The following is an 18369-nucleotide window of genomic DNA, read 5'->3' as shown; positions in this document are numbered from 1 at the left end:
GTCTCTTCCATAACATATTAGGTAATGCTAATATGTTATATATTAAGTTTTACTAATATGAGGTGTTCAAAATGAATAGTAATGATTTTACATTACAGGCACGTTTTTTACATGGACTTTCTAATAAAGTGAGATTAACTATTTTAGAATTATTAAAGGTATCCGAAATGACTGTTAATGAAATTGTTTCAAGCTCAAAAATGAGCCAATCTAGCATTTCTCAACACTTAGCTTGTTTAAAAGAATGTGGTTTAGTAACCGCTAGACAAGATGGTAAATATATTTATTACCAAATTAAAAATCCATATATTTTAGAATTATTGAGCCTGGTAGATCATATCGTAGAAGAAACAAAAGATGATATTATCACTTGCAAATACCATAATAACTTAAGAATGGATGATGCTAATGAATAAATCGTCTGATGTTTGTTGCACTAACACTTGTCAAAATACGAACAATGAAAAAGTGTCGGAAAATATAACAAACGAATCCGATACATTACAGAAATTTACTTTTCAAGTTAATGGTATCGATTGTAGTTCTTGTGCCACAACGATAGAAAAAGCACTCTTACCATTAGATGATGTTTATAATCCAAAAGTTAACTTCTCTACTGGCAAATTAACAGCAGAAGTGAGTACTACAGATACGACTAACCAAATTGTAAAAACAGTCGAAAAACTAGGTTATGGGATTCAAAACACTCAATCACAATCAACACAAACCACTTTTATTATCAAAGGCATGGACTGTGGGAACTGTGCTAAAACCGTTGAAAAGCATGTGTTGAACCTCCCGTATGTTAAAGATGCACAAGTTAACTTTTCTACAGGAAAACTACAAGCCAGTATGGATGGACAAAATGAAAAAAATATAATAAAAGAAGTAGCGAAAATTGGTTATACTGCAATTTTACAAAATAATAAAAAAGATAATGATCAGAAGTTAAGATTATTTATCAAACCCATCATTTCTGCCGCATTCATTTTACTTGGACTATTAATGTCAATAACATCACTACCAATTGAAATTTCTAATATTTTATATACAGTTGCCATATTGGTTAGCGGACTTAAACCATTTAAAAGTGCATTTTATTCACTAAAATCTAAAAGTTTGGATATGAACGTTTTAATGACTGTCGCAGTTATTGGTGCTATGCTGATAGGTGAATTTTTCGAAGGTGCTATTGTTATTTTCCTATTCACAATTGGTACTTTATTACAAACAATTTCGATAGATAAAACAAGAAACTCCATTCAATCACTCATGGAATTAACACCTAATACTGCCAACTTATATACCCAAAAAGGTATTATCTCTAAAGACTTACATGAGATTCACGTTGGCGATATTATTCTTGTGAAACCTGGAGAACGCATACCATTAGACGGCACCATTACTGAAGGAACGTCTAGCTTAAATCAATCACCTATTACCGGAGAATCTATACCTGTTGATAAAACGACGAATGATGATGTTTATGCTGGTTCTATTAATGAAAATGGTACATTAAAAATTAAAGTTACTACATTAGTAGAAGATACAACACTTTCAAAAATCATTGAGATGGTAGAAGCAGCACAAGAAAATAAAGCACCTGCCCAAGCCTTTATAGACAAGTTTTCAGAAATTTACACACCTGTTGCTTTTGTATTAGCACTATTAGTAATGCTCATACCACCTATACTTACATTAGGCTCCTGGGGTGAATGGTTCTATAAAGGTCTAGAGTTACTTGTCATCGCTTGTCCATGTGCGTTAGTTATTTCAACGCCTGTTGCTATTGTGACGGCAATCGGTAACGCGGCAAAAAACGGTGTACTTATTAAAGGTGGTAATTATTTAGAAGCATTAGGTTCTTTAAATGCAATAGCATTTGATAAAACAGGAACACTCACTGAAGGAAAACCTAAGGTAACAGCTGTTAAACATATGGAAAGTGATGTACAAACATTATTACAGCTTGCACTTAGCTTGGAAGCTTATTCAACACATCCTATCAGTAAAGCTATTGTTGACTACACCTCTAAATTAAATATTACACCAAAACATGTTAGTGATTTTGAAAATATAACTGGCAAAGGTATAAAAGGTAAAATAGATAATCAAACCGTTTACGCCGGAAATCAAAGCTTAATTGAGACTATCAATCCTAAAATCAAAACGCATGCATCAATGTTTAGTGATTATGAAAAACAAGGTTACACCATCATTATCATATCCTCTACGACGACCTTTTATGGTTTGATCACTATAGAAGATCCATTAAGAGAAAACATAAAAGCAACTATTCATCAGTTGCAAAAATACAACATTAAAAATACCGTTATGTTAACTGGTGATAATCAAGAGACCGCAAACAAAATTGCAGCTCTTGCAGGCATTCGCGAAACTTATGCAAAATTAATGCCTAAAGATAAATTATCAGCAATTGAAGATTTACAAAAACGTGGTTATCGAGTTGGTATGGTTGGCGATGGTATCAATGATGCACCTGCACTTGCTCAAAGTGATGTAGGAATTGCTATGGGAGGCGTTGGTTCTGATACCGCAATGCAAACAGCAAATATTGTTTTAATGTCAGATAACTTACAACAACTTCCAAAATCTATCTCAATTAGTAAAAAAGCTAAAACAATTATTAAGCAAAATATTTACTTTTCAGTAATTATCAAATTGATTGCTTTTATATTGGTATTTCCTGGGTTATTAACTTTATGGTTAGCTGTTCTAAGTGACACTGGAGCTGCTATCCTAGTTATTTTAAATTCATTGAGATTATTAAAATTTAAAAAAGATAAGCAAAAAGCGAGCACTTAAACTGTGCTCGCTTTTTATAATTTTTATATTAATACAAACTTTTTTCCTACTAAAATAAAATTTCATAATAAGATTAAAGAATAAATTTTGACTATTGAACACCTTCTCAACTATATTTAATATGTAAGCATTCGAAATCATATAACTAAGGGAATGTTTTATTATGAAAATTACTAAAATATTAAATAATAACGTTGTGCTATCTAAAATTAATGGGAATGAGCGCATCGTCATGGGAAACGGCTTAGCATTTGGTAAGAAAAACGGCCAACAATTAGAACGTGATAAAATTGAAAAAGTGTTTCGCTTAACAAGTCAAGATCAAGAACGCATGTTAACTTTATTAGATGAAATCAATCAAGATGTCCTTTTAGTCAGCGAACAAATCATTAAAGAAGCTAATAAACTTTATGATTCACCTATTTCAGAATCGATATATATCGCATTAACTGACCATATAAATTATGCCATCGAACGCACACATGAAGGTTTTGATATCAAAAATCCATTACTTTATGAAATACGCACGCTTTACCCCAAAGAATATGACGTAGCTCGTGATGGATTACACAAAATCAATCAATATTTCAATGTAACGTTGCCAAAAGATGAAATTGGATTTATTGCTATGCATATTGTGAATGCTAGTTTAGATGAAAATATTGCAAATATTTATGAAATTACTAAAATCACTAAAAGTATTGTTGATATTGTTCGTTATCATTTCAATCTCTCTATCAACGAAGATGAACTCAATTATTCTAGATTTATGACACACCTTAAGTTTTTTAGCCAAAGGCTAATTAATCAACAATCTTTAAGTGAAGTTACAGATGAAAACTTACTTGATGTTTTAAGACAAAAGTATGCTAAATCCGATGTTTGTGTCGATAAAATAGCAGATTTTTTATTCAAACATTATAACCACAAAATATCTAACGATGAACGTGTTTATTTAATCTTGCATATCGCAAGACTGTTAAAATAGTAAATGTAAGCGTTGACATTTATTTTTATAGAGACTATACTGTGTTTAAACTTATATATTGTTACTTTTGACGTTGCTATCAACGTTTGGGGTTGTAACTTTAAGTAGGCAAAACCCAGAGTAATGCATTACGAACCTTTTGTGTAGGGACGTATGTGTATTATTCTGGGTTTTTTTATTTTTTAGCTTATTACTTGTTTTCAAACTGCTTTAATTTCATTGAGTGGCCACTCAAAATAACATTCAAAAACATGATGTAGCTAGGAAACTAATTAAAAATTGAGGTGAATGAACCAATGAAATATGAAAATTTAGCACAGGAAATTGTTGAAAAAGTTGGTGGTGAAGAAAACATCAACTCGCTTACACATTGTATTACACGCTTACGCTTCAAACTAAAAGATGAGAGCAAAGCCGATACAGAATTTTTAAAAAATCATGATGAAATTGTAACAGTTATGCAATCTAGTGGACAATACCAGGTTGTGATTGGTAACCATGTTCCTGATGTTTACGATGCAATTACTAAAGTGACTCATCTTGATTCAGCTAGTGATGATCAATCACAAGAGAAAGGATCAGGTAACATATTAAATCGATTTATTGATTTAATTTCAGGTATCTTCCAACCGATTCTTGGTATTCTTGCAGCTGCTGGGATGATTAAAGGTTTTGCTGCATTATTCTTAGCACTTGGCTGGTTAACAGAATCATCTGGAACATATCAAATATTATTTGCATTAGGTGACGCGTTATTCTATTTCTTCCCAGTATTTTTAGGTTTTACTGCTGCCAAAAAGTTTGGTTCCAATCATTTTATTGGCATGGCTATCGGGGCAGCAATTGTGTATCCAACTTTAGTTTCTGCAATGGAGTTTGGAGCAAAAGGCGCGCATACACTTTTCGGTGGTACAATTTTTGAAGTCGAATCAAATTTATCTTTTTTAGGAATTCCAGTAATTTCTATGAATTATACATCTAGTGTTATTCCTATTATAGTAGCTATCTATTTTGCGAGTATTTTGGAAAGAAAATTAAAACGTATTATTCCTGATGTTGTCAAAACATTCTTTGTCCCATTTTTCACCTTGCTAATCATTGTTCCGATAACATTTATCGTAATCGGACCAATATCTTCATGGGTTGCTAATTGGATTGGTTCAGGAGCAATAAACATCTATGGCTTAAGTCCTATATTAGCCGGTTTGCTATTAGGTGCATTTTGGCAAGTCTTTGTCATATTTGGTATTCATTGGGATCTAGTTGCAATTATGATCAATAATGTTTCTACGTCTGGTTACGATATCATTAACCCCTTAATATTCGCCGCTTCATTTGCTCAAACTGGAATCGTTATTGGGCTTTTCTTAAAAACTAAAAATACTAAACTAAAATCGATATCTTTACCAGCAGCTATATCTGGCATTTTTGGTGTAACAGAGCCTGCAATTTACGGTGTTACTTTACCAAGAAAAAAACTCTTTATTTATAGCTGTATCATTAGTGGATTGTTTAGTGGTTTCATAGGTTTCGCAGGTACCAAAATGTATTTTATGGGAGGCCTTGGTATCTTTGGTTATACTACGTTTATCGGAGAAAGTGGATTGAACTTTGCATTCTGGGCAACTATTATCGCTTCATTGTTAGCCGTATTAGTGGGTAGTATCGTTGGGTATCTTGTGCACTCTGATAAAAATGAACAAGAAGTCCAAGCTACTGCACCAGAATCAGAACAACAAAAGGATGATGCCAAAAATAATGCATCAAGCGCTTCAGTTGATGAAGCTATTACTGAACCAAAAGATGATTTTATTGTATCTCCTGTCTCTGGTGAAATGAAAAACCTTGAACTTGTAGATGACCCTGTATTCTCATCTCTTGCAATGGGCAAAGGGATTGCTATTAAACCATCATCTGATACGATTATTGCACCATTTGAGGCAACAGTAGAAAGTTTATTCCCTACTGGTCATGCAATCGGCTTAAAATCCAAAAATGGTACAGAATTGCTTATCCATATCGGCATCGATACCGTGAAACTAGACGGCTTAGGTTTTAAGCCACTCGTAAGCCAAGGAGATACAGTTACAGTCAACCAGCCACTTATACAGTTTGACTCACAAAAAATACAAGAAAATGCATATGATGACACTGTAATGATAGTAGTAACAAACACAAACGCAACCAAAGACGTTGTGATAGAAGAACAACAAACAGTTAAAGAAAGAGATTCATTAATTTCTGTCATTTATTAAATATAAGGAGGCAATATCATGTCAGTATTAGGCAAAGATTTTTTATGGGGTGGCGCTATCGCCGCGAACCAAGTTGAAGGTGCGTACGATAAAAATGGTAAAGGGCTTAGTTTGGTAGACCTACTACCAGCAGGAGAAGCGCGTAAAGAACCACTATTCAACCCAGCTAAAGAACTGAATAACACTTTTGATTTTTATCCTAGTCATCAATCGATCGACTTTTATCACCATTATGAAGAAGATATCAAATTATTCGCCGAAATGGGTTTTAAAGCATTACGCTTTTCAATCTCTTGGCCAAGAATTTTTCCAAATGGTGATGAAACAGAACCAAACCAAAAAGCTTGGCTTTTTATGATAAAATCTTCGAAACTTTAGAAAAATATGGTATTGAGCCCATTGTTACAATCAATCATTTTGATACGCCATATTATTTAGCTAAAAATTATGGTGGATGGTATAACCGTAAAACCGTAGATTTCTTTTTAAATTATGCAACTGTCCTATTTAAGCGATATAGTAACCAAGTTAAGTATTGGATTACGCATAATGAAATTAACATGATTTTACACATTCCTTATATTGGTGGTGGCTTAATTATTCCAGATAATGAAAATAAAAATCAGGTTATGTACCAAGCCGCACATCATCAACTTATCGCATCAAGCTTAGCCACGAAAATCGCTAAAGAAATTGACGATACAAATCAAATAGGTTGTATGTTGGCTGCTGGTGATGTATATCCAAATACGTCTCATCCAAATGATGTGATGGCTGCACTTTCTAAAAATCGAGAACAATATATCTTTATAGATGTTCAAACTCGTGGTGAATACCCTAACTATAGTAAACGTATGTTTGAAGATTTAGATGTTTCCATCGATAAACAAACTGGGGATGATGAAATTTTAAAACAATACACAGTGGACTATATTTCATTTTCTTATTATTCAAGCCGACTTGAAAGCGGTGATGATGAAATCAACCAAAACAAAGAAGCTGGTAATGCTTTTGCTTCTCTTAAAAATCCATACTTAGAAGCATCAAATTGGGGCTGGCAAATTGATCCCGTAGGATTACGCGTGACAATGAATCAAATATATGACCGCTATCAAAAACCTTTATTCATCGTAGAAAATGGCTTAGGTGAAATTGATAGACTTGAAGATGATGGCAGTATTCATGATACTTATAGAATTAAATATTTAAGTGACCACTTAAATCAAATGATCGAAGCGGTAAAAGATGGCGTCCCACTCCTTGGATATACTTCATGGGGTTGTATAGATTTAGTTTCAGCAGGTAGTGGAGAAATGAAAAAACGTTATGGTTTTATTTATGTTGATAGAGACAATCAAGGAAATGGTTCATTAAATAGATACCGTAAAGATTCATTCTATTGGTATCAAAAGGTTATTCAAAGTAATGCGAAAATTTATCATACTAATTCAAAAAAAGTGAGTGAGGTATTTAACATGGAAAATATTAAAGGTTTTAAAAAGAATTTTTTATGGGGTGGCGCAACCGCAGCTAACCAAATAGAAGGCGCATTTAACATTGATGGTAAAGGTTTGTCGAGTGCTGACTTTTCAGAATATGTTCCTAAAAGTCAACGCACAGGTGATAATCATATGGAAGTAACATCAGATTTCATTGATAAAGTTAAATCAGGTCAGTACCAAGGCTACTTCCCTAAACGTGTTGGTATAGATTTTTATCATAACTATAAAGAAGATATTAAGTTGTTTGCTGAAATGGGATTTAAAGCATTTAGAATGTCTATCAATTGGTCACGTATTTTTCCAAAGGGATACGAAAATGAGCCAAACGAAGCGGGGCTTGCATTTTATGATGATGTGTTTAAAACATTAAAATCATATAATATTGAACCTGTTGTAACTTTAAGCCATTATGAGACACCTTTTGGTTTAACTGAAAAATATAATGGTTGGATTAATCGTAAGGTCATTGATCATTTTGTTCACTATGCCGAAACGGTCTTCAATCGTTATAAAAATGATGTAAAATATTGGATAACATTTAACGAAATCAATGTGATTAATATCTCACCTTTTACAGGAGCCGGTATCATTTCAGATAAATTAGATCATCCTATTGCAGCTTCGTATCAAGCCCTTCATCATCAGTTTGTAGCATCAGCGTTAGCTACTCAAAAATTAAAAGAGATTGACCCAAGTGCACAAATGGGTTGTATGATCGCAAGGATGAAACATTATCCATATACTTGTAATCCACAAGATGTATTAAAAGCACAACAAGAAGACCAAATGAATTTAATGTATACTGACGTACAGGTTAGAGGGGAATATCCTAATTTTTACAAACAATTTTTAACAGATAACGGCATTGAATTAGATATTCAAGATAATGATTTAGATATCATTAAACAACATACAGTTGACTATCTATCATTTAGCTATTATATGTCGTTGTCATCTGTAGCTCCAGAAGGACAAACAACTCAGGGCAACTTGATGAACAGTTTAAAAAACCCTTACTTAGAAGCTTCTGATTGGGGTTGGCAAATTGATCCAATCGGCTTAAGAATTGTTTTAAATGAATTGTGGGATCGCTATAGAGTGCCATTATTTATAGTTGAAAACGGCTTAGGTGCAGTTGATGAAGTTGTTGATGGAAAAATTCACGATGACTATCGCATAGACTATCTAAGTAAACATATGGCTGAAGCAAAAAAAGCTGTCGAAGATGGTGTGGACTTAATAGGCTATCTCTCTTGGGCGCCTATCGATCTGATTTCAATGTCTACAAGCGAGATGTCAAAACGTTATGGCTACATTTATGTTGATCAAGATAACTATGGTAACGGAAGTATGAAACGTATGAAAAAAGATTCTTTTGAATGGTACAAAAATATTATCTCAACGAATGGAGCATCATTATAGTTTCATAAAATACGCATTTCAATGCAATCAATATGAATACAGATAAAAATGCTGAGACTTTCTATCGTCTCAGCATTTTATCGTATATGATGCAATTACAAGTATTGTTTTGTTTGGCGATCAATATCTAATGCAGTTGTATATTTCGGCTTTTCTTTTCTAAATAGATATTCACCATTACGTATCGAAGCAAGACAGTCAACACGTCGACGTTGCGCTTCAAATACATTTGGTGCATCCAACACGATAAAGTTTGCTGGCTTGCCTTCTGATAAACCGTAAACTTCATCTAAATGCATTAATTTTGCACCGTTATAAGTAATTAAATCGAAATTACGTGGAAAATCTTCTTCTCGCATTAATTGTGTGGCATGCAAGCCATTGTCTAAAATATTCATTAAATTACCTGATCCTGCTGGGTACCATAAATCAACAATTGAATCTTGACCAAAAGCCACATTAATAGCATTATCTACAAACTCTTTGACACGTGTTAATCCTCTTCTTTTTGGATAACTATCTTGTCTGCCTTGTAAATATAAATTTTCAGTTGGACAAGAGACAAAATTTAAACCTGATTGGCGAAATAGCCCCATCATTCGAAATGCATAAGCATCATCAGCTGAACCAAATGAACAAGTATGTGAAGCTGTCGTAGCATTCCCATAACCTTGTTTCATCACTTCTGCATTTAATATTTCTAAGAAACGCGCTTGTACGTCATCTGTTTCATCACAGTGTACATCAATTAATTTATCATATTGGATAGCGAGTCTAACGATTTCTTTAATTGATTTCGCTCCTGCTTCTGGACTCCATTCATTGTGTGGAATACCACCGACACAATCTGCACCTAATTTTAAGGATTCTTCAATTAAATCACGGCCTGTTTTACCTTTCTCTTCAAAAGCATACATACCATTTTGAGGAAATGCCACAACCTGAATCGTAATATTATCTTTCAATTCATCCCTTACTTCAAGTACTGCTTTGATACCTGTTAAATCAGGATCTGTACAATCCGTTTGAGCACGAATATATTGTGTGCCGTAGCTCGCTACGTCGTTGACTGCTTGACGCATACGCGATTTCATTTCTTCTTTTGTAGTGCCTTTTTTATAATCATTCCATAAATCAATAGCCTCAAACAATGTTCCAGATGTATTTTTGATTTGAGGATTTTGTCCTGTAAAATAATAATCTAGATGAAGATGAGCATCAACATATGGTGGCAAAACTAAAGCACCTTCTAAATCAATCACTTCATCCGCTTCATCAAGATTCTTGCCAAATGCTTTAAACTTACCGTTTTCAACTAAAATTTCTGAAGCTTCATCATACTTATAAATTGATGCATTAATGAATTTTTTACGCATTCATAAAACCTCCTATACCCTTCTACCATAAGTCTTAATACGTTTTTAAGCAATTATTACCCAGTGAATATGGTTGAAATGAACACCAATTTATTAGATTTAGCGGACTTTATGACAAAAAATCTGCTGACACATGCCACAATTAAGTCGTGGTATCAGCAGATAAATTGAATGATTTGTTTATAATTCATAGATTATATTGGGAAATTTTATGCGCATCTTTACTGAACAAATTTTTGAAAAATGCAGTAAATTTATTGTCGTCTTTTTTAACTGTGGCATCTACTTGAGGCGCATGTGTACCTTTAATAAATTGACGCTTATAGGCTACATATACTTTGCCTTCTTTATTCACATTAAACTTTAACTGATCCATTTTTTTAGGAACTACATCATATAAATCTTGCTTAACTTGGTACGTTTTTCCGTTAATTTCGTGTTCTCCTTCACTTAACACTTTTCGATATTCATATTTGTTAAATTGTTTATTCATAATGGCATTAGCAATTTTATGGCGTGCATTTTTAGCTTTCATACTAGGAAATGGTTTCACATTGAGTATCGCTTCATTGAGACGTAAACCATTACGTTTACTTGTTAACGCTAAACTATAACCTTCATCGCTTGTTCCTGTTTTCAATCCATCTGCACCTTTTAATTCAAATCGTTGTCCCTTTAAAGAAATATTTTTTGTTTTTAATTCTGTTCCAAATTGTTTATCTGTTGTTTTAGAACTATATTTTAAAATCTTAGGATGCTCTTTTAATATATTTTGCATTAGAATGGTCATATCATCTGCAGTAGTTTGTGTTTGGCGCTCTTTTTGATATTGCTTTGGAGCATATTGCTGTAAAAGATGATTATCTGCACCTGTAGGATTCACAAAATGCGTATGGTCCATACCGAGTTTTTTCGCTTTATGGTTCATTTCATCTGTGAATTTTGATGTTGAACCACTCACCTTCTCACCCAAAATAAGTGTAGCTGCATTGCTTGATTCTAAAGTGATTTGTCTAAGAAATTGATTAATAGAGTAAGACTTTCCTCTCTCTAAAGGTACACTAGCTAAATCAGGTAATACAGACATATTTGCATAATCTGAAGTGATTTTTATTTTGTCTGTACCTTTTATATCACCGTTTTCTATCGCATCTAATGTCAAATACATCGTCATCATTTTAGTCAAAGAAGCTGGATCAGTTACTTTTTCCGCTTTATCTTGATATAAAATTTGACCTGTTTGAGCTATCACGCTAACACTTTCTGGTTTGTATTTAACACTTTGCTTAGGACTCGCTGATTTTTCTGTTTCAGCAGTTATTGTAGCTATTGGTGCAATAGCAGTTAACGTAAGCAACCAACTTAGCATCACCACACTTAATTTCTTAAACAATGATGACCATTCCTCTCTAAAAATTTATATTAAATAATCAAGCACACTTCAAGTTTAATCTTATTTTTTTGGATATAGGTTTAAGTACTCTTCTAATGTTTCATTACTTTTATATAATTTTTTAGCTGTATCTTTCCCAACATATCTGATATGCCACGGTTCATATTGGTAACCTGTAATATGCGTTTTATTCTTCGGATATCTGATGATAAAACCGTACTTGTAAGCATTATCTTTGAGCCACTGCCCTTCCTTAGTCTTACCAAAAGAAGTTTTAAAGTTGGTATCTGTGTTCTCAGAAACGATATCGTATGTCAGTCCAGTTTGATGTTCTGAATGGCCTGGCTTCGCACTGTATTTATTGGCTGCTTCTTCTCCATCTCTTTGAACATATTGATCAAATAACTGTTCTTGGCTTTGATAACTTCTGAAACCACTGGCATTTGATAATTGAAATCCTCGATTATTACCATCATTTAAAAGTTTCTGTAATGCATCACGCGCTTCTTTATTTTCTCCAGGATCAAAATGTTCTGGTAACGAAATATCTTTGTTCACAATTAATATATCATCAATATACGTTACACCATGCTTCACTTCTTTATGATGCTTATTTTCACTATTGTTACTTTGCTGTTTTTCATGATTTTTACTGTCTTTATGCTCAGATTCATTGTCTTGAGTAGAACATCCAACTAAGACTAAACACAACATGATAATCAATAATTTAAATTTATTCATTGTTACTCCTTTTTAAAAAGTATAATCAAAACAAATATTGACGGACAATAAAATAGTTTTAAAAACAATTGCAATTAACATTAATATAACACGCTGTATATAAGAGACAAGTATTTTATTGAATTTATTAATATTTCAAAACACAACTATCAACCTTCAAAATGAAAAACAACATTATAAAAACAGTTACCCTGCTGTGGTTAAGCAATGACAACTGTTTTATCGTACATTTTGTATTTTATAAAATATGCAAGCAGGTACACACTGATTACTAAATATGCTAGAGAGAGACTGATAAAAATTATATTATTTAGTATACCCGATGTCTTGAAATAACTTTTTATAATTTTCTACAGCTTTATCATGTCTAAGCTCTGATCTCGTCTGTACGCAATTAAAGGGTTCATCTATTATTTTAGCCATACAATCAGCAAATGCTTTAATATTATCCGGCTCAACGAGATATCCATTCGTACCGTGATTTATAATCTCTGACGGACCATACCTAACATCATAAGCAATAACTGGACAACCGACTTCGATACTCTCCATTACTGTTAAGCCAAATCCTTCAAATTTACTTGTTAAAAGTGAAGCTTTTGATTGTTGAAATTCTTTCAAAGGATTATTCGTAAAATCATTGATGTCTACTTTATCTTGAATACCAAATTGATCAATTAAATCCAACAACACCTTTTTTTGTCCATCTTCATCCATACCAAATATGGATAATTTCGTATCATACCCATAATCTAAAAATTGTTTATACGCTTTAATTAAATGGTCCACTTGTTTTTGAAGACCTAATCTACCTATAAAAATAAATCGGTCTAATTTATTTTCGTTTGCATGTGATTTATATGTTTTAATCGAATGTGGAATTACTGATAATTGTCTTTCATCTAATGTAACTTGGCTAATAATATCTTCTTTTTGCTTTTCAGTTAATATTAAATATTTTTCTACTTTTTCAGAATGATTTAATGCAAATTTATATGAACCTTTCATTTGTTGTCCATTCAAATGACTATTATGAAAAACCAAAATATTTTTAGTTGCATGTGTTTGATTTAATAATGGTTCATCTAAAAGTCTGGCATCATTAAATACCACATCACCATCACTGAAGCGATGGTCAAAATAATATTTAAATAAGGCTTTTTCACTACTGAAGGATAAATAAGGTCTATCATTTTTATAAAGTTGTATATAATCTAAACTTTCTTGTTCTGTATTAAAAAACTTTTTACAATATATATCGCCTTGTGTATCAAAGTAGAGCTCACATAATTTTGAAAAAGGGTTATGTGTGTAAAAAATCTTTCTATGCAATTGACCAAATTTATTGTATTCCCAACGTTCTAATCGTTTTTTACTAATAGATGACATAAAATCTTCAAATTGAACTATATTACTATTGTTATAATATTTTCTGTACAATACGTAATCACCATTTTTATAATATCTCATGACATTGCCACCATTAAAACTTTTACTTTCCAATCCTTTGAGTTCACGGTTCATCGTTTGATATTTAGGTTGTTTTTTAAATTTAGTCTTCGGTATTTCTAATAGTTTGAAGCCACTTAACCAATCGTATATATTTTCAAATTCTGTATGCTCTGTCACTTTTTCCTCGTTTATAAACTTTTCATAAACAGATGGGTAATTGGCATTATAATTCGTTGTTACAATTTTACTTTTGATCCCTAATTCACTATCTATTAATTTTATTCGACTTAGCAATGCCTTAGTTCTACCTCCATGTACTGGTGGTAATGTGCTTGTTATTGTATATATCATGATTTCCCCTCATTTTCATACCTATAGTGTAGTATTTATATCGTTTGCCTTAATAAATTTAAAAACTAATCATTTATATTGTACATTTCATTTATTATTTACTAGTTATTATAAACTAATATGTATTACACACCTAATATTATTTGTAATTGTAACCTCTTTTTTCTCGTATGAAACTTTTTAATTTATTTATCTAGTATAAAAAGATGTATTAAATTACTAAATTAATTTTATTTTTCGAATACATTCGTTACTATATGATTAAATATAAAAATATTTAGACAACGGAGTTGAGTATAATTGTTAACATTAAAGCATTTAATAGATATGAAACAGCATGCTAATAAAATTTCAATGGTTACAGCTTATGATTACCCTAGTGCAAAACAAGCAGAAACTGCACAAATCGATACTCTTTTAGTTGGAGATTCTTTGGGTATGACGGTGTTAGGTTATGAAAGTACGGTTCAAGTAACGATGTCAGATATGATCCATCATGCGAAAGCAGTGCGTCGCGGTGCCCCTAATACCTTTATGATTGTTGATGTTCCTTTTGGTGCTGTTGGTATTAGTGAACACTCTGATTTAGAAAATGCTATAAATTTATACAAGCAAACAAATGCAATTAAAGTCGAAGGCGCACATTTAATTGATTTTATAAACAATTGCCAGAACATTGGTATACCAGTCGTTTCACATTTAGGACTTACCCCACAAAGTGTTGGTATCACTGGATATAAGATGCAAGCCAATACAAAAGAAACCGCACAACAACTCATAAACGATGCTTACGCTGTACAACAAGCTGGCGCTATCATGCTCGTTTTAGAAGCTGTTCCGAGTGATTTAGCTGCACAAATCACCAAAAATTTAGACATCCCAGTGATTGGTATAGGTGCAGGTAAAGATACTGATGGACAAGTATTGGTCTATCATGATGTACTCAATTATGAAGTTCCACATCAAGCCAAATTCGTAAAACAATATGGAGATTTTTCCAGTGGCATAAACGCTTTAATGCAATATCATAAAGAAGTCAAAAACGAAATATTTCCTGATGTTTCACACACTTATAAAAAACAAATCATGGATGAGGTATCAGAATGACAACATTAATTACATCTATCAAAGAAATGAGTAAAATAAGTACAAATTTAATAAAAAACAATCAGTCCCTCGGCTTTGTTCCAACGATGGGGGCTTTACACGAAGGTCATTTGGAAATGATGTCACAATCAGTAAAGGAAAATGACATTACAATCATCAGTATTTTTGTAAATCCATTACAATTTGGACCAAATGAAGATTTTGATGCATACCCTAGAAATATAGACCAAGATAAAATTAAGGCAGCGTCTGTTGGTGTAGACTATATCTTTTATCCTACAGTAGAAGAGATGTACCCAGAAAAACCCACAATAACGTTAAATGCTGGTAGACTCGCCACTGTTTTAGAAGGTGCACAACGCCCTGGCCATTTCAATGGTGTCATCACAGTTGTTAACAAATTATTTAATATTATTCGACCACATCGTGCGTATTTCGGCAAAAAAGATGCGCAGCAACTAGCTATCGTTGAAAAAATAGTCGTAGATTTTAATCACCCAATAGACATCATTGGTGTTAATACAGTACGAGAATCAGACGGTCTCGCTAAAAGTTCACGCAATGTTTATTTGACGCCTACAGAACGACAAGAAGCGCCAGCACTATATAAAAGTTTACAGTTAGCCAATGAACAATATCTTCAAGGAGAACGTAATTGTGCCAAATTAATAGACACAGCCAAAACTTATATTAAACAGCATACATCCGGTAATATAGAAACAGTAGCTATATATAGTTATCCAGAATTAGAAGCAATCACTCACATTAATGGAAAAATTTTCATTTCACTTGCAGTAAAATTCAACAAAGCACGTTTAATAGATAATATGATTATCGGAGATTAATTAACTGGATAATTCAAAATCAGTAATGGTTGATTTCACCTTCTTCAAATGAAATCAACCATTATTTTAATATACAAATATAAAATTAAACTAACTATTAAAAACCTTTTGATATTGTACATAACCTGACAAATAGTGCTCAATATCATCAATTCTTACACGATAGCCATGATGTTTAATAAAAAACGATCCTAATATTCTTTCTGGATTTTTAAAATACATAGCAATTTCTGGATAAAAGAAACCTGTACGTTCATAATTAGCTCTTATATCAATTGTGTTTAAAAGTTTATCTTCATCAATTAATTCCTTAACGAGTTTTTCATGCCCATTAGCTTTAGCATTTTCTATCGTTTTATGTGTGGCCATAAGCATTTCTAAAAATGTTGGGTATGTTGTATCTCTATATTTTATATAATCTAAATAGTTACTTACATTCTGAATTCCAAATCGATAATATTTTTCTTGAGGGTCAATTTGAACTAATTCATTTGTACAATAACCTAACCAATGATCATGGTATTGCCAATAATTGTGAGTAATAAAATGTTCAAACATCGTTTTAACTGCTTCTAACCATGTTTCATTATGATCAATTTGATATAAACGTAGTAAGGCTAACGCAGCTTCCCCATCATAATAAACAATACGCTGTTTATCCTTCACTGTTAAATCAGGATAATTCAGCACATGTATCGTTTCTCCAGTATTCAAATTAATCATTTTTAATATTCCACTTGCCACATCTTGTGCTTTTTTTAAGTATTGTTTATTTCCTGGGTTATGTTTCAAATACTCACATATCGCAAACACAAATGCCGCATTCTGACCAAGTTTAATTTCATTTATGTTATTTGTGTCATCAAAAACATAACCAATATTTTGCCTTTCATAAATATAGTTATTTATTAAATACTCTAATGCCTTTTCAACAGGTGTAAGATCTTTTTCCAAGTAATTCAATCCCTCAATCAATGCATAAGTTGAAGAGGCATGACGTAAAATATTGTAAAAATTGATTTTTTTATCAAAGTGTGGAAAATAACCATAATCATACTTACCAGACGGGTGCAACATATTCTTTAAGTATTCTGTTCCTTTTTCTATCAACCGATAAAACTCTTTATCTAAGTCTTCCACTGTCCTCAAATTTTTAGTCAGTCCTCGCTCACCTAATGAATAAATATGGTTTTCGTCGCAAATAAAACTTTTAGTATAAAATTTAATGACTTGTTTTCCTTGATAAAATTTGTGACTATATCGTTTATTGTGTGCGGTATATTTTCTTAAATAGTTATTGATATTTTCTTCAGATAATATAAAAGTGGACTTATCCTTTTTATCAGGCCTTACAAAAGCATTTGCATTAATTTCTTCTGCTAAAAAAACAGTATTCCAAAACTTATCTAAAGCAATACCAAAATCTATATAATTTCTTCTTGTGTCTACTAATTCTTTAACCAGATCATCAAAACAGACATTTTCAGTATCTGTCACTATATCTAATTTAATCCAAATAGGATATACGCCAGCTTTTTTTCTGAATTTTTCACATTGTTTTAAGATGTCTCTTTCCAAATATCGAGAATTTTTTAATAATTTTACTGTTGCTTTCATATTACTCTTTCCCAGACTAATAAATGCAAATTTTCCTAATGACATTTGTGCTTCTTTCTGAGAAACTAATTTATTAATTTTCTCTGAGATATTCATTAGACTTCCTCCAAAATTGTACCGTAATTTTTATATCATCTATTTCAATAAAGCTTATAATTATAATCTGCAAATTTATATATTGTATGTCTAAGCATTTTTAATAAATATAGAAAGAGGACTAGTATAATTATCCTCCTAGCCCTCTCTTTCTCAACAAATTATTGATTTTCACTTTGATTTTTGCGACGTCTAAATAAAAGAATTGATCCTGCTAAAGCAAACAAACCACCCGTCAAAGATAAATTCGATTTTTCATCTTTACCTGTTTCAGGTAATGTTTTTTCACTATTAGTTTTAGAGTGATTTTTACTTTGATTTCTTGTCGATGTAGAGGTAGGATTCTTATCATTTTCTGTATCAACACCACTTTCGACGTCCGCATCACTGTCCGCATC

13 protein-coding genes and 1 pseudogene are annotated in these 18369 nt (G+C 32.1%); 8 read left to right on the top strand and 6 right to left on the bottom strand.

What is annotated here, in order from left to right; translation table 11 throughout:
* Positions 1-71 precede the first annotated feature (71 nt).
* The 6 genes and pseudogenes from KA856_RS01215 to KA856_RS01190 all read left to right on the top strand — a co-directional run bounded on the left by KA856_RS01215 (position 72) and on the right by KA856_RS01190 (position 8993).
* Positions 72-416, top strand: coding sequence for an ArsR/SmtB family transcription factor (locus tag KA856_RS01215; protein ID WP_040030586.1), 345 nt, complete (start codon positions 72-74; stop codon positions 414-416).
* A complete protein-coding gene (locus tag KA856_RS01210) occupies positions 409-2826 on the top strand; it encodes a heavy metal translocating P-type ATPase (RefSeq protein ID WP_210138403.1) in 2418 nt (805 codons plus the stop codon). The genes KA856_RS01215 and KA856_RS01210 overlap by 8 nt, the downstream gene beginning before the upstream one ends.
* A gap of 163 nt (positions 2827-2989) precedes the next feature.
* Positions 2990-3814 (top strand): BglG family transcription antiterminator LicT, encoded by an 825-nt coding sequence (gene licT, locus KA856_RS01205; RefSeq protein WP_119537791.1) that lies wholly within the window; start codon positions 2990-2992, stop codon positions 3812-3814.
* Between the two features lie 296 nt (positions 3815-4110).
* Positions 4111-6069 carry a beta-glucoside-specific PTS transporter subunit IIABC gene (locus KA856_RS01200; RefSeq protein WP_210138402.1) on the top strand — a complete coding sequence of 653 codons (1959 nt, stop codon included), beginning with the start codon at positions 4111-4113 and terminating at the stop codon, positions 6067-6069.
* An 18-nt stretch (positions 6070-6087) separates the two neighbouring features.
* Positions 6088-7502 (top strand): annotated as a pseudogene (locus tag KA856_RS01195) (6-phospho-beta-glucosidase); the annotation flags it as partial.
* Positions 7503-7544: 42 nt separating this feature from the next.
* Positions 7545-8993, top strand: a complete 1449-nt coding sequence (locus KA856_RS01190; RefSeq protein ID WP_210138513.1) for a glycoside hydrolase family 1 protein — start codon at positions 7545-7547, stop codon at positions 8991-8993.
* Between the two features lie 95 nt (positions 8994-9088).
* Here the strand turns inward: KA856_RS01190 and KA856_RS01185 are convergent, their stop codons facing one another.
* The 4 genes from KA856_RS01185 to KA856_RS01170 all read right to left on the bottom strand — a co-directional run bounded on the left by KA856_RS01185 (position 9089) and on the right by KA856_RS01170 (position 14306).
* A complete protein-coding gene (locus KA856_RS01185) occupies positions 9089-10369 on the bottom strand; it encodes an amidohydrolase family protein (RefSeq protein WP_210138401.1) in 1281 nt (426 codons plus the stop codon).
* Positions 10370-10556: 187 nt separating this feature from the next.
* Positions 10557-11762 (bottom strand): penicillin-binding protein PBP4, encoded by a 1206-nt coding sequence (gene pbp4 / locus KA856_RS01180; protein WP_210138400.1) that lies wholly within the window; start codon positions 11760-11762, stop codon positions 10557-10559.
* A gap of 60 nt (positions 11763-11822) precedes the next feature.
* Positions 11823-12503 carry a M15 family metallopeptidase gene (locus tag KA856_RS01175; RefSeq protein ID WP_210138399.1) on the bottom strand — a complete coding sequence of 227 codons (681 nt, stop codon included), beginning with the start codon at positions 12501-12503 and terminating at the stop codon, positions 11823-11825.
* A 306-nt stretch (positions 12504-12809) separates the two neighbouring features.
* Positions 12810-14306, bottom strand: coding sequence for a glycosyltransferase (locus KA856_RS01170; RefSeq protein ID WP_210138398.1), 1497 nt, complete (start codon positions 14304-14306; stop codon positions 12810-12812).
* A gap of 300 nt (positions 14307-14606) precedes the next feature.
* Between KA856_RS01170 and panB the strand changes: the two genes are divergently transcribed.
* Both panB and panC read left to right on the top strand, forming a co-directional pair.
* Positions 14607-15413, top strand: coding sequence for a 3-methyl-2-oxobutanoate hydroxymethyltransferase (gene panB, locus KA856_RS01165; protein ID WP_210138397.1), 807 nt, complete (start codon positions 14607-14609; stop codon positions 15411-15413).
* Positions 15410-16258 carry a pantoate--beta-alanine ligase gene (gene panC, locus KA856_RS01160; RefSeq protein ID WP_210138396.1) on the top strand — a complete coding sequence of 283 codons (849 nt, stop codon included), beginning with the start codon at positions 15410-15412 and terminating at the stop codon, positions 16256-16258. The genes panB and panC overlap by 4 nt, the downstream gene beginning before the upstream one ends.
* Positions 16259-16348: 90 nt before the next feature.
* On the opposite strand, the gene KA856_RS01155 is transcribed toward panC, so the two are convergent.
* Positions 16349-17971, bottom strand: a complete 1623-nt coding sequence (locus tag KA856_RS01155; protein ID WP_210138395.1) for a poly(glycerol-phosphate) alpha-glucosyltransferase — start codon at positions 17969-17971, stop codon at positions 16349-16351.
* 161 nt (positions 17972-18132) lie between these two features.
* Positions 18133-18369, bottom strand: a 237-nt coding sequence (locus KA856_RS01150; RefSeq protein ID WP_210138394.1) for an LPXTG cell wall anchor domain-containing protein, incomplete at its 5' end; no start/stop codon positions are given.

It is taken from the genome of Staphylococcus sp. GDB9P120P (assembly GCF_017893435.1).
Lineage (GTDB): Bacteria > Bacillota > Bacilli > Staphylococcales > Staphylococcaceae > Staphylococcus > Staphylococcus cohnii.
This window is presented reverse-complemented; position numbering and strand designations above follow the sequence as displayed.